General features: G+C 50.6%; 13 protein-coding genes. 8 read left to right on the top strand and 5 right to left on the bottom strand.

All coding sequences use genetic code 11. The features are described from left to right. Positions 1-19: 19 nt before the first annotated feature. The 5 genes from LQ229_RS08480 to LQ229_RS08500 form a co-directional block, all read right to left on the bottom strand. On the bottom strand, positions 20-739 hold the full coding sequence (locus LQ229_RS08480) for an N-acetylmannosamine-6-phosphate 2-epimerase (protein ID WP_216538592.1): 720 nt from the start codon (positions 737-739) through the stop codon (positions 20-22). Then, positions 726-1,676, bottom strand: a complete 951-nt coding sequence (locus LQ229_RS08485) for an ABC transporter permease (RefSeq protein ID WP_230191430.1) — start codon at positions 1,674-1,676, stop codon at positions 726-728. The genes LQ229_RS08480 and LQ229_RS08485 overlap by 14 nt, the downstream gene beginning before the upstream one ends. Further along, positions 1,673-3,181 (bottom strand): sugar ABC transporter ATP-binding protein, encoded by a 1,509-nt coding sequence (locus LQ229_RS08490; protein ID WP_230191431.1) that lies wholly within the window; start codon positions 3,179-3,181, stop codon positions 1,673-1,675. Before LQ229_RS08490 ends, LQ229_RS08485 begins: the two co-directional genes overlap by 4 nt. Before the next feature lie 101 nt (positions 3,182-3,282). Then, positions 3,283-4,296: a sugar ABC transporter substrate-binding protein gene (locus LQ229_RS08495; RefSeq protein WP_230191432.1), complete on the bottom strand. Its 1,014-nt coding sequence runs from the start codon at positions 4,294-4,296 to the stop codon at positions 3,283-3,285. A gap of 142 nt (positions 4,297-4,438) precedes the next feature. After that, positions 4,439-5,158, bottom strand: coding sequence for a GntR family transcriptional regulator (locus tag LQ229_RS08500; RefSeq protein WP_230191433.1), 720 nt, complete (start codon positions 5,156-5,158; stop codon positions 4,439-4,441). A gap of 158 nt (positions 5,159-5,316) precedes the next feature. On the opposite strand from LQ229_RS08500, the gene LQ229_RS08505 reads away from it, so the two are divergent. The 8 genes from LQ229_RS08505 to LQ229_RS08540 all read left to right on the top strand — a co-directional run bounded on the left by LQ229_RS08505 (position 5,317) and on the right by LQ229_RS08540 (position 13,182). Beyond that, the gene (locus tag LQ229_RS08505; protein WP_230191434.1) at positions 5,317-5,772 is read left to right on the top strand and encodes a hypothetical protein; all 456 of its coding nucleotides are present in this window, start codon (positions 5,317-5,319) and stop codon (positions 5,770-5,772) included. A 57-nt stretch (positions 5,773-5,829) separates the two neighbouring features. Beyond that, complete coding sequence (locus LQ229_RS08510) at positions 5,830-6,534, top strand: AIM24 family protein (RefSeq protein ID WP_216538586.1); 705 nt, start codon at positions 5,830-5,832, stop codon at positions 6,532-6,534. A gap of 94 nt (positions 6,535-6,628) precedes the next feature. Next, complete coding sequence (gene thrC, locus LQ229_RS08515) at positions 6,629-8,020, top strand: threonine synthase (RefSeq protein ID WP_230191435.1); 1,392 nt, start codon at positions 6,629-6,631, stop codon at positions 8,018-8,020. Positions 8,021-8,467: 447 nt separating this feature from the next. Then, positions 8,468-9,079 carry a chromate transporter gene (locus LQ229_RS08520; RefSeq protein WP_230191436.1) on the top strand — a complete coding sequence of 204 codons (612 nt, stop codon included), beginning with the start codon at positions 8,468-8,470 and terminating at the stop codon, positions 9,077-9,079. Positions 9,080-9,097: 18 nt separating this feature from the next. Then, positions 9,098-9,637, top strand: a complete 540-nt coding sequence (locus LQ229_RS08525; protein ID WP_230191437.1) for a chromate transporter — start codon at positions 9,098-9,100, stop codon at positions 9,635-9,637. Positions 9,638-9,676: 39 nt separating this feature from the next. Further along, entirely contained in the window at positions 9,677-10,879 is a 1,203-nt protein-coding gene (locus LQ229_RS08530) for an ROK family protein (protein WP_230191438.1), read from the top strand. Positions 10,880-10,907: 28 nt separating this feature from the next. Further along, positions 10,908-11,879, top strand: a complete 972-nt coding sequence (locus tag LQ229_RS08535; protein WP_216538582.1) for a formylglycine-generating enzyme family protein — start codon at positions 10,908-10,910, stop codon at positions 11,877-11,879. 52 nt (positions 11,880-11,931) lie between these two features. Further along, positions 11,932-13,182 (top strand): anaerobic sulfatase maturase, encoded by a 1,251-nt coding sequence (locus LQ229_RS08540; protein WP_230191439.1) that lies wholly within the window; start codon positions 11,932-11,934, stop codon positions 13,180-13,182. Positions 13,183-13,245: the final 63 nt, after the last annotated feature.

The raw sequence follows: 13,245 nt of genomic DNA on the forward strand, positions 1-13,245 counted from the left end.
CCTGTTGCCTCCCCACGGATTAAATTGAACGCAAGCTGGTTAAATAACGGTTGATTTCCATTACATTTTTTTGCGTAATAATTTGCGGCCGGGTGATGCCCGCGCCGATCACCACGGAATAAGCGCCGAGGGACATGGCTTTCACCGCATTTCGATAGTCCCAGAACCTTCCTTCCGCCACGACGGGAACCTCGATGCGATCGGCCAGTTCCGAGATAATATCGAAGTTCGGTTCGCGCAATTCCATCGGCAAATCGGATTTCTCCCTTGTATATTCGGTATAGCCCGCCAATGTGGTGGCAACGATGTCCGCGCCGGCCTTCCATGCGGCAACGCCTTCTTCCGCCGTAGATACGTCTGCCATCACCAACAGGTCGAATCGTTCTTTAATATGATGAATGAATTGTTCGGTCGTTTTGCCGTCAGGCTTTAACAGCTTTGTCGCGTCGACCGCCACAATGTCGGCCCCGGTGTCCGCAACCTCCTGAACTTCCCGGATCGTCGGCGTAATATAAGGATAACAATCCGGATACTGCCGTTTAATAATCCCGATAACCGGAATGGACACCGCCTTGCGCACCGCAACGATATCCGGAACCGTATTTACCCGAACTCCGATTGCGCCTCCCATTTCAGCCGCGACCGCCATTTTGGCCATATAGTCCGATCCGAAGAAAGGCTCGTCCGGCTGCGCTTGGCAAGATACGATCAATCCCCGTTTGAATTCATGTATGTTCAATAGAAACCCTCCGTTTTTTCGTGATGTAGTCGAAGCTGACGGCCGCGAGCAACACGCTTCCCTTCACTACCAATTGGAAATATTCGCTAATATTAAGCAAGATCATGCCGTTCGTCAAAACTCCCATAATAATAATTCCGGTAATGACGCCGGTAATGCGCCCTTCGCCGCCGTTCATGCTGACGCCGCCCAGCACGACGCCGGTAATAACGTCCAATTCGTATCCGGTTCCCGCGATCGGTTGGCCGCTATTCACGCGGGACAATAGAACGATACCCGCCAACGCGCTCAAAAAACCGCAAAAACAATACGTAATATACTTCACTTTGCGAATGTTGACCCCGGACAAGCGGGACGCTTCTTCGTTGCTGCCGATGCCGTATACGTAGCGGCCGAATTTTGTTTTCTCCAGCACAATATATCCGATGGCGAAACAAACGACCATAATGATGACCGGGACGGGAACGCCCAGAACATATCCTTGTCCGATCGCACTGAAGCCTTTGGGGAAACCGTATACGGGGAGCCCGCCTGTTATTAAGTAAGCGACACCGCGCAATACGGTCATCGTGGCCAATGTGACAATTAACGGCGGAATTTTGATTTCGTGTATAAAATAGGTGTTCAAAAAGCCGATCCCAACGCCCGCCGTTAACGTAATGATAATGGCTATGACGGGATGAACTCCGGAAACCATCAGTTGTGCGGTCAAGACGGCCGATACGCCGATCACCGCTCCAATGGACAAATCGATGCCGGCTGTCAGGATGACGAATGTCATGCCGACCGCAACGATTCCGATGACCGCCACCTGTCTCAATATATTCATAAAATTATCTACGGATAAAAACGCGTCGGACGCGATAGAAAAGAAAACGATCAGAAATACCAGGACGACATAAATCCCGTATTTCGAAAATATATTCCGCGCACTCATTCGCCTACCGCCTTTCCATCTGATTCTTCGCTTGTCGCCAAGGTTAATATACGTTCTTGCGATATTTCGGCACCGCGGACTTCTCCTTTGATCCTTCCGTCCTTCATCACGAGAATCCGATCGGACATGCCGATCAGTTCCGGCATTTCCGAAGAAATCATAATGATCGATCTTCCTTCCGATACGAGTTCCCGCATCAACTGGTAAATTTCCTGTTTCGCGCCGATATCGATCCCTCTCGTCGGTTCGTCGAAAATCAAAATATCGCATTGCATCGCCAGCCATTTGGCGAGGACCACTTTTTGCTGGTTGCCTCCGCTTAAATTTTTGACGTATTGATGCTCGGACGGGGTCTTCACGGCAAGGGCGCCGATAAAGCGGCTCGCCATTTCTTTCTCTTTTTTCTTGCGGATGAAACCGTACTTTGAAAGCTTCGGCAAAGAAGCGAAAGAGATATTAAATTTGATATCCATTTGCAGTAAAGCGCCGTGTTGTTTGCGGTCTTCCGGGATGAGTCCCAATTTATGCTTAATCCCGTCCAGCGGATGGCGTATATTCACTTTTTGTCCGCGTACGACGATCTCGCCTTTCAGAATCGGGTCCGCCCCGAATATCGCCCGGGCCAGTTCCGTTCTTCCGGCGCCTACCAATCCGGCGATTCCCAGAATTTCGCCCTGTTTCAGATGAAAAGAAACGTCGCGAATTTTGTTCGTCGATATGCCTTTGACTTCGAGGATGGGCTCTCCTTCCCGCCCTGTCTTCGGCGGATAGTTTTGCCCTAGTTCGCGCCCTACCATTAAACCGATCAATTCCTGGCTGTTCGTCTCCCCGCAGGCCAATGTTTTAATATACTTGCCGTCTCGCATCACAGTAATGCGATCGGACAAGTGGAACACTTCCTCCAGCTTGTGAGAGATATAAATGATCGTTACGCCCTTCCGTTTCAGCTTCCATACGATTTCATAGAGCTTTTCCACCTCTTTATCGGTGAGCGGCGCTGTCGGTTCGTCCATAATCAATACCTTTACATCCCTCGATACCGATTTGGCTATTTCCACAATTTGCTGATATCCGACACTCAGATCTTTGGCCAGCGTTTTTGGAGATATAGGAATATCCAACTCAGACAAGATTTGTTCGGACTTGCGATTCATCTCCCGCTTGTTCAAAAAATATTTTCCTGTCATTTCCCTGCCGTAAAAAATATTTTCCGCTACCGTCAAACTCGGAATTAAGTTGAATTCCTGGTATATGGCGCCGATCCCTTCCCGCAACGCATAAATCGGATCCATGAACGGCATTTCAACGCCCTTGTACGTGATGAGCCCCGATGTGGGCTGAATGGCGCCGGTTATCGTTTTGATCAGCGTCGATTTACCGGCCCCGTTCTCTCCTACGATCGAATGGACTTCCCCTTCCTTAAACTCGATGCTTAATTGATCCAACGCGACGACGCCGGGATACACTTTCCGTATTTGGTCGAGACTTAATATGGTACCGTTCATATGCTTTCCCTCCTGCCACAAGAATCCCTCTCCGAGATGATATAATGCGGAAATGAACATGCTGTACTCTGCGAGAGGGATTCGGTATCGCGTACATCGGTCTACTGCTTGATATATTCGGCTACATTCTCGGTCGTAACCGCTTTCATAGGAACGGCGATCGTTTCCTCGATCGGTCCTTCTTGCACCACTTTCGCGGCCGTGTCGACAATCAACTTCCCTGTGCCGAACGGATCGATATCGATCGTTGCCCGGTAAATGCTATTCTCGTTAATTTTAGCAATCGCTTCTTTCGTTGCGTCCAAACCACCAATGAAGAAATCGTCGCTATTTTTGTTCGCGGCCATGACCGCTTCGAAAGCTCCTAACGCTCCGGCATCGTTGACTCCCGCCACCACTTTCACATTAGGGTGCGCCTGCAAAATCGTCTCCATCGCCCGCATTCCTTTTTCCGGCGTATTCGCGGATTGGTTCGCCACGATGGTTGCATTCGGCGCATTCTTCAAGATTCCGTCTTTGATGCCGTTCGCCCGGTCGATAATCGGCTTCAATTCCGGAAAATCGAGAATGGCGACTTCGGCTTCCCCGTTTAATTTGTCGGCGATCCATTGGCCTGCGACCTCCCCGATGGCGAGTCCGTATTCATATTCCGGCACCGTAATGAACGCGTCGACTCCTTCGACTTTCTGATTGGCGCCGATGACGCGAATTCCCGCTTCTTTGGCTTTTTGCACGACGGGAACGAGCGATTGGTCGTCAATCGGGCTAATAACGATGACATCCATTTTTTTCGTAATAAAGTTCTCGATCGCGTTAATTTGCTGCAGGGCGTCCGACTTGCCGTCATGAATCGTGATGTCGTAACCCAGTTCCTTGCCCCGCGCTTTTACGCCTTCGGATAAATCGACAAAATACGGATTGGAAAGATTCATCACGGTGTATCCGATTTTCAACGATGGATTGGCCGGGTCGTTCTTTGTCTCTGTTTCGTTCCGGCTCTCCGCTTTATTCCCCCCGTTATTTTCCTGAACCGCCGCACCGCTCCCTCCATTGGAACAAGCTGCGGCCAACAACGTGAAAACCAACATTGTTACGATGAATACCGTTTTTTTCATTTCGATTTTCATTCCCCTCGTTGTCAATAGTCTGTTACTAACCCGAAACGCAAACGCTTTCAAATTGTTGTAAAACGAATGTTGCCTGTTTCGATATTCACCTCCCTTCCGTACCGTTCCCGCGCGGTCCGCTGAATTGGCATTAGCGCAGGACAACCTTATATTTGTACTTGTCCCTATTCACGATGCGATGATTGAATTCGATCGGCGTCTCGTCGGAATAGGTGACGCGCTTGATTAACAATCCCGGCGTATTTTTATTAATTTCCAGAAGATCCGCATTTTCTTTGTTGATTAAGATAGCGTCGATCGTTTCCTCGGCCACATTGGCGACGATGCCGTATTGTTCCTGTAACGTCTGGTAAAGCGAATGCTGTTCAAAATCGTATTGTTCGAGTTCCGGAAACAATTTGCACGGCAAGTAGGAGCGGTCGATGACAATAATTTCCCCGTTCGCTAACCGCAACCGTTTGATCAAATAAACTTTCTCCTGAATGTCCATACTCAAAGCCGTTCTTATCTCTTCGTCCGGATAAACGACTTCAATATCGATCAGCTTGGACGAAGGAGTAAAACCTCTAATTTTCATTTCTTCCGTAAAGCTGTAAAATTTCGAAAGCTCTTGACTGATCCCGGCAAACTTCACAAATGTCCCTTTGCCCGGTTTTCTTTCGATCAGGCCTTCGTGCTCCAGTTCGGTCATCGCTCTTCTGGCGGTGATCCGACTGATATTGTATTGCTCGCACAATTCGGTTTCCGACGGGATTTTATCGCCGACTTTCCATTCCCCGTCGTTAATTTTATTCATAATAATTTGCTTCATTTGGATGTATAAAGAAAGCGGATTCTTTTTATCCAACATCGAACGATCCTCCTTTGAATTATGATAATATTATAACATTATAATAATTAAATTTGTCAAATCTTTTTTTTCGCTGCAGGCGAAACGACAAAAGGGAAACTTAATTGACATTTTTTTCGTATTATTGTTGTACAAGTTCAGTAACGGAGGTGGCGGGAATGAACGGATTTTTTCGAAACACGGCGTTCCGGGCGGCGTTAAAACAAGCTGCAACCCTGTCTTTTTTTTGTTTTATGTTCTTCTTTTTTGCCCCTGTCGCCAAAGCGGGTTTATGGGACAATTTGAAGCAATTTTCCGAACTGCCGTCCGAGGTCAATGAATTGAAGCAAAATTACCGGCAAACTTTGGATAACTATAATGAAACGTTGACGAAGCTGGATCAAGCCAATGAATCGATCCGTTCGTACCGGGAAGAAAACGATAAGCTGATCGAGCAAAACAAAGCGCTCGCCTCAATGGTGCTGGAGTTGCGGCAGGCGGAACAAACGCGCGAGGAAAACGCTCGAAAGGTTAGATCGTTCCTGTTCGCGGCAATCGGCGTTCTGGCGGGGTACTTTATGCTGCTGCGCGCGATTCGTTTCGCGATGCGCGTACGGACGAGGCAGCATGGATAGAGAATCACTTATGGCGGATGAACGCAGCCAATGCGGGATACGGGGAGGGATTGCCGAATGAATATCGTTTTCGAAGAACAAGGCGGATACGGAAGCGGACAAGCCGTCCGCTTTTCACTGCAGCAGGGCGAACTCGTCCATGTGCTGCATCCGCAGCAAATTATCGCGTACCGCGGAAATCCCGAAGGAAGAGCGGACAGCCTGATGAACATCAAAGGCATGTACCGCAAAAAAAAGCTGATCCAGGCGCGCATTTCGGGACCTAGCGAATTTCTGGCCGCCCTTCCCCCCAGCTTCAGCATGAAGGCGATCCGTCTCGAAGGGGAAAGCGATCTGCTCTACGATGCCCGCCATCTGTTCTTCTACAGTACGGGCGTTACGATGAAAACCCGAATTCTAAGCGTCAAAAATATGTTCGTTACCCGCGATGCGGTCAAGATGAAATTTGCCGGAAACGGAGAGATCGGCATTTTGACGCAAGGGATCGTATGCGAAGCCGAGCTTCACCCCGTCGAACCGCTGTTCGTGGATGCGGGGAGCGTCATCGCTTATCCCGAGAACGCCAAGCTTGAACTATGCGTGTACGGCAATCATCTCGCAAGCCAGCATATGAACTATCATTGGAAAATGACCGGCCGCGGTTCGGTTCTGATCCAAGCGGGACGGCAAAACGACAAGCTGGAGCGGGACATGAAAGACGACGGGCTCGTCAAGCGGATTTTGCGGGAGGTTATTCCGTTCGGCGGCATTGTGATCAAATGAAAAATTAACGGGAAAGTTTGCGAAAAAACTTTATTCCTAGCGAATTATCTAATACAATAGATGAAATAGACAATGTAAACGAGGAGAATGAGAGATGGAATTTGTCAGTACGCGCGGCGGAGTGCGCTGCGGTTTCATAGAGGCGTTTCTGCAAGGATTGGCGAATGACGGAGGATTGTTCGTTCCGGCCCATGTTCCGAAGGTGTCCAAGGATGAGTTGAAGAGCTGGCGCGGGCTTTCCTACCAAGAGCTATTCTTGAAAATCGCAGCTCCCTTCGTCGGCGACGAAATCCCGGAGCAAGATTTGAAAAAATTAGTGCACGACAGCTACAGCACGTTTCGCAGCCCGGAAGTAACGCCGGTACAGCCGATCGCAGACGGATTGTACGTACTGGAACTGTTCCACGGCCCGACATTTGCGTTTAAAGATGTGGCTCTGCAGTTTATGGGCAATCTGTACGCTTACGTTTCGCAGAAATACGGTGAAAAAATACACATTATCGGCGCGACTTCCGGCGATACGGGCGCGGCAGCCATCCACGGCGTCAAGTCCAAGGAAGGCATCAAAATTTGCATTTTGCATCCTCACGGCAAAGTTAGCAAAGTGCAAGAGTTGCAAATGACTTCGCTCCTTGACGACAATGTGCTGAATTTGTCCGTGCGCGGCAATTTCGACGACTGCCAGCAAATCGTAAAGGAATTGTTCTCCGATGTCGCGTTCAAAAGCGAGCATTCGCTGCGCGCGGTCAACTCGATTAATTTCGTGCGCATCCTGGCGCAAACGGTATATTACTTCTACGCTTATTTCAAAGTCGCGGACGACAGTATGACGGAGGAAATCCATTTCAGCGTGCCGACGGGCAATTTCGGCGATATTTTCGCCGGTTACCTGGCGCGGCTCATGGGATTGCCTGCCGGCAAATTTCTGCTCGCGACGAATGAAAACAATATATTGGAACGGTTCGTGAACGACGGCGTATATCGTCCCGAAAATTTCAAAACGACGTACAGCCCCGCCATGGACATCCAAATCGCCAGCAACTTCGAGCGTTACCTGTATTATTTGCATGGAGAAGACGGTGCGGCGGTCACCCGCATCATGAACGATTTCCGGGAAAAAGGCTTGATCGCCGCCGAGGGAGATACGCTGCGCCGCGTGCAAAGCGACTTTGCCTCTTATGCCGTAAGCAACGCGGCATGCCTCGAGACGATCAAAGATTACAACGAACGGCACGGCTATTTGCTTGACCCGCATACGGCTTGCGGCGTCGCAGCCTACGAACGCATGTTCAAGAACGGCGGCGGCAAATGCGTCGCCCTTGCCACCGCCCATCCGGCCAAATTCGACGAGGCGATCGCCGAATGCGGCATCCGGCAAACGTTCCCCGAGCCGATTGCGGAACTGTGGGATAAGCCGCAGCGGATGACCGTCGTCGATAGCGACAAACAACAAGTGATCGAACAGCTGCTGGCGTTTTTTAAATAAGCAAGGCGATGCCCCCATATAGTTGCGGGACGAGTTGGGAACGATGTTGTCTTATTCGCGAATTGAGATTCGTTCATAAGGCGGCATCGTTTTTTTTGGCGTAATTTTATTTTTCCGATCTCGGCATCCTCCTTATTTTCCTTTTGTCGATATCCCTTTCACTCAGTTCTGAAAGGGGATTTCCACAAAAGGCCGAACTTCACGCAACTGGCGAATAACATTTTCGACAGACAGCATCCCTCCTTCCGTTCAAATTGTCATAGCAAACTATCTCTACCTTAATTCCAAAATGGTCATAACAAATGAAACAACCCGCTTTAATCGGGTTTAAATCATTGTAAAAATAAGTAAATCAGACTTCGACTCTCAAAAACAAACTATGGTTTATTCCATTTTGGTATTAAGTATAGTATACTGGAATCAATCCAAACTGAAAGGTGATTACAATTGAATAAAACAGATGCAAAACTGCTCCTTCAGTTGTTTTGGTCGTTTGCCAAGCTTAGCCCGACTTCGTTCGGCGGGGGGTACGCGATGATCCCGCTCATCGAGCGGGAAATCGTCACGAAGCGAAAGTGGCTCAATCAAGAGGAATTGACCGACATGTTCGCCCTTACCGGCTCATTGCCGGGCACCGTCGCCATCAACTCGGCAACGCTCATCGGGTATCGTACCGCCGGGGTGGCCGGGGCCGCCGTAGCGACGTTCGCCATCCTCCTTCCTACGTTTGTCATCGTGCTCATACTGTCCGTCTTATTTACGCTCATGAACGATTCGCCCAAAATCAATGCAGCCTTCGCCGGAATCAAGATCGCTACCGTCGCGCTGATCGTCTATGCAGGAATTCGCGTCGGACGAACGGCGATTTCGGACAAGACTGCGCTCGCAACGGCAATTATAACGATATTGGTGCTGTTGTTTACGCCGCTTCATCCTTTGCTCGTCATTATCGGAGGCGCGGCAGCCGGAATGGCGATCATGCCGTTGAAGAAAAAGTTGGGACATTCCACCGCTCCCCGCAACAAAAATGAGCAGCATCAAATTGAATATTATATATAGAAGGGACGAGAAACCGGCATGCTATGGCAATTATTCTATACTTTTTTATTCATCGGTTTCGTTTCCTTCGGCGGAGGCTATGCCATGATTCCTATGATCGAGCATGCCGTCGTCGAGCAGTACGGGTGGATGAGCGCCGCCGAATTCACGGATACCGTCTCGCTGGCCGGCATGTCCCCCGGTCCGATTGCGACGAACATCGCCGTCAGCGCCGGGTACCATACGGCCGGTGTGCCGGGCGCCGTCATTTCCACCGCCGGAATTGTGTTTCCTTCTTTTTTGCTCGTCATCGTTATCAGCGTCTTTTTGTATAAATATTATGCCGACAAATGGGTGCAATCGGCCCTGTACGGACTGCGTCCCGTCATTACGGCCATGATCATGTACGGTGCGTACCGCTTCGCCGTAAACAGCGGCATGATCGGATCGCTCGGTTGGAACACCGCCATCGTTCTCGCTTTGTTCGTTTTCTCGCTTTTCGCCTTAATCCGCTTGAAAATGCATCCGTTGTATGTCATATTTTTATCGGGACTGATCGGGATTGCCGTTTACAGCTAGCCCAAGTTCCCGATTTCATCGGACAAAGGAAGTGGAAGCGTGCTACGTATCGAAGATCGGATCTCTAATCCGAAGCATAAAGCGATCTATCGGCTCATTCGAAACCATCCTACCGTTTCGAAATTGGAATTGTTGGAACAGACGAAAATGCCTGTCAGCACGTTAACGAGATTATTGGAAGAACTCATTCAGCAGCGATTCATCGTAGAAGCGGGTTTCGGGGATTCAACCGGCGGAAGAAAGCCTGTTTTGTACCGAATTCATTCCGATTATGCTTATGTATTCGGTCTCGAAATTTCCCGCACAAGATCGAAGCTGGTTCTCTACGATATGGATCTAAAAAAACTGGCTTCCGAGCAATGGAGAATGGACGAGCATAGCACGCCCGATTATTTGCTGCAAAGCATCGCGCAAAGCGCTCACTATATGTTGGCCGATCGACAAATTGCCAAAGAAGACGTTCTCGGCCTGGGCATCGGTTCGGTCGGGCCTCTGGACCGGTCAACCGGCACGTTGCTAAAGCCTCAGCATTTCCCGGCTCCGGGGTGGGTCAATGTGCCTGTCGCCGACATCCTGAGCCGGTCGCTTGATATCCCCGTCTTTTTGGACAATGGGGCGAATACGGCGATCCTTGGGGAATATTGGCATGTACGCGACAAAAGGTACAAGCACCTGCTCTATGTTCATGTCGGCGCCGGCATCCGCTCGGCGATGATCGCCGGCGGCAGCGTCGTATACGGCGCTGTCGATACCGAAAACGCGATCGGTCAAATGATTATCCAGTCGGACGGCCATCGGCTTACTCCCGACAGCAACTTCGGATCGCTGGAATCTTACGTCTCGATCCCGGCCATTGAACGGGAAGCCCGCTCGAAACTGAAGCAAGGGCGGCAAAGCGTTGTAACGATGATGGAGCCTGATCCGGAAAAAATCGGTTTCATTCATTTGCAGCAAGCGTTGACGGCGAACGATCCGCTCGTGACGGAAATTTTCAAGCAAGCGTCCGCGTATCTGGGCATCGGCCTCGCCAATTTATTAAATATATTGCATCCCGAGAAAGTCATTCTCGGCGGTCCGATTTTGTACAGCCATCCGTTAGTGTTTGAAACCGCTGTCGAAGTCGCCAATCGCAACACGTATCATCATTCGGATTACCGGGCCGAGTTCAGCCGGGGGAATCTCGGCGAAGAAGCGTTAGTGCTCGGCGCGGCCGTAATGACCATTCATAAGCTTGCCGATTAAGCAATCAAGTCGAACGGAGGAACAACATATGACGAACCCGCAATTGAAGCCGTGCTGCGCAGCCCGCAGAACTTCCGCAGGAGAACAGGCGGCTCCGGCTCCGTTATCCGAATTAAACGTCGCCGCTAAGCCCGGCGCCTCATCCCGCGAAGGAATGATCTATTTGGACGGGGGCGAATTTTGGATGGGAACCGACGACCGGGAAGGATTTCCGCAGGACGGAGAAGGGCCTATACGCAAAATTACGTTGAAACCTTTTTACATTGACCCGTGTGCGGTCAGCAACGAACGGTTCGAGCAATTTGTCAACGAAACGGGATACGTGACCGAGGCGGAACGATTCGGCTGGTCTTACGTGTTCCATCTTTTCCTTGACGAAGCGACGGCTCGCGATGCCGTTTCGGTACCGCAAGTCCCTTGGTGGAAAAAAATCGACGGCGCCAGCTGGAAGCATCCGGAGGGACCGGCATCCGGCATAACGGATCGTATGGACCATCCGGTCGTGCATGTGTCGTGGAACGACGCGGCGGCTTACTGCAAGTGGTCGGGCAAGCGTTTGCCGACGGAAGCGGAATGGGAATACGCCGCCAGAGGCGGTCTCGTGCAAAAGCGTTATCCTTGGGGAGATCTGCTCAAACCGGACGGCGAACACCGCTGCAACATTTGGCAAGGGAAATTTCCCCTCAAAAACAACGCAAGCGACGGGTATATCGGAACGGCGCCGGTCATGTCCTATCAACCGAACGGATACGGATTGTTTAATGTCGTCGGCAACGTATGGGAATGGTGCGCGGATTGGTTCAGCCCGACCTTTCATATCGACGGGCCGCGCGTCGATCCTCAAGGCCCGCCGAACGGACAAGCCAGGGTGATGCGGGGCGGTTCGTATTTATGCCATAAGTCGTACTGCAATCGTTATCGGGTCGCGGCCCGCAGTTCCAACACTCCGGACAGTTCCACCGGAAACATGGGATTCCGCTGCGCGGCCGATGCGGAATAACCGGACAAGTATCAATAGCGTGATTATGTCAGAGAAGGAGAGGTTTTCGCCTATGGCAGCAGCATGTCTATCCTCGAGTCGGCCCGAAACCTTCGGGATGATGTGGAAAACGGTTTCGGAAGATTGCAATTTGGCGTGCGATTATTGCTATTACAGCACATGCCAAGGAAAACCGGGACCGCAAATCAATAGAATCGATCCGCACATCCTCGACAAATTGATCCGGGAGTATATGGCGCTATCGAACGGGACCGCGTCGTTTGCCTGGCAAGGCGGCGAACCGCTGCTCGCCGGGCTTGATTTTTTTCGCGAAGCGGTCGCTCTGCAGGCCAAGTACGCCCCTCCCCATACGAGAATCGGCAATTCGTTGCAGACGAATGCCACATTAATCGATGCGGAATGGGCTCGTTTTTTTAAGGCGTACAACTTTTTAATCGGCGTAAGTCTGGACGGGCCTCAACCAATCCACGACGCTAGGCGGACCACCGGGTCGGGCAAAGGCAGCTATCGGCTCGTAATGCGCGGCATCGAATATTTGCGCGAGGCGGCAGTCGATTTCAATATTTTAACGGTCATTCATGAAGATAATGTGGGAAAAGCGAAACAACTGATGGAGTTTTATCGGCAGGAAGGTTTCGGATTCGTCCAATTCATTCCATGCATGGACTTTCGTTCGCAGCAAACGGAAGCGGAGGGCAAATATTTAATCACTCCCGAGCAGTACGGCCGTTTTTTATGCGAAGCGTTCGATATATGGTATAACGACGGGATGCCGGAACTTTCGGTGCGTTTCTTTGATAATATGTTAAGCGTCTACCTGCACCGCGAAGCGGAATTATGCATCCATCGCCCCGAATGTGCAAGCACGCTCGTATTGGAGCGCAACGGAGACGCTTATACTTGCGATTTCTATATCAACGACGATTACAAATTGGGAAATGTCGGTATCGATTCGTTGGAGTCCTTGTTCTCCAACCCTGTGTACGAACGGTTTCGGGCTATGAAGCCGGCGCTGCCGAAACGATGCGCAAGCTGCCCTTGGTTGAACATGTGCTTTGGCGGCTGCCCCCGCAACCGCAATTGGAACGCCGCAAACGATAGCTACGATGCGGATTATTTCTGCGAGAGCTATCGGCAGATCTACGCTTACGCGCATGAGCGAATGACGACGCTCGCCGAAGCCGTCAAGAAGCGGTGGCTTGCAAGCTACAAGTCGTCCGGCCGGCGCCTGCCGGGCAGAAACGACTTATGCCTGTGCGGCAGCGGGAAAAAGTTCAAACAGTGCTGCGGCTTAATCTCGTGAAATGTTGTGCCGTTCCCTCTCATCCCGTAGATTTGAGCGGACTCCAGTGACCTTATTCGGCAT

Source organism: Paenibacillus sp. CECT 9249 (assembly GCF_918697855.1).
Taxonomy (GTDB): domain Bacteria; phylum Bacillota; class Bacilli; order Paenibacillales; family Paenibacillaceae; genus MSJ-34.

Bases quoted from the DNA above. Each gene is read 5' to 3' on its own strand.
- LQ229_RS08485 (WP_230191430.1), bottom strand. From the start codon at position 1,676: ATGAGTGCGCGGAATATATTTTCGAAATACGGGATTTATGTCGTCCTG.
- LQ229_RS08490 (WP_230191431.1), bottom strand. From the start codon at position 3,181: ATGAACGGTACCATATTAAGTCTCGACCAAATACGGAAAGTGTATCCC.
- LQ229_RS08495 (WP_230191432.1), bottom strand. From the start codon at position 4,296: ATGAAAAAAACGGTATTCATCGTAACAATGTTGGTTTTCACGTTGTTG.
- LQ229_RS08500 (WP_230191433.1), bottom strand. From the start codon at position 5,158: ATGTTGGATAAAAAGAATCCGCTTTCTTTATACATCCAAATGAAGCAA.
- LQ229_RS08505 (WP_230191434.1), top strand. From the start codon at position 5,317: ATGAACGGATTTTTTCGAAACACGGCGTTCCGGGCGGCGTTAAAACAA.
- LQ229_RS08510 (WP_216538586.1), top strand. From the start codon at position 5,830: ATGAATATCGTTTTCGAAGAACAAGGCGGATACGGAAGCGGACAAGCC.
- thrC (WP_230191435.1), top strand. From the start codon at position 6,629: ATGGAATTTGTCAGTACGCGCGGCGGAGTGCGCTGCGGTTTCATAGAG.
- LQ229_RS08525 (WP_230191437.1), top strand. From the start codon at position 9,098: ATGCTATGGCAATTATTCTATACTTTTTTATTCATCGGTTTCGTTTCC.
- LQ229_RS08535 (WP_216538582.1), top strand. From the start codon at position 10,908: ATGACGAACCCGCAATTGAAGCCGTGCTGCGCAGCCCGCAGAACTTCC.
- LQ229_RS08540 (WP_230191439.1), top strand. From the start codon at position 11,932: ATGGCAGCAGCATGTCTATCCTCGAGTCGGCCCGAAACCTTCGGGATG.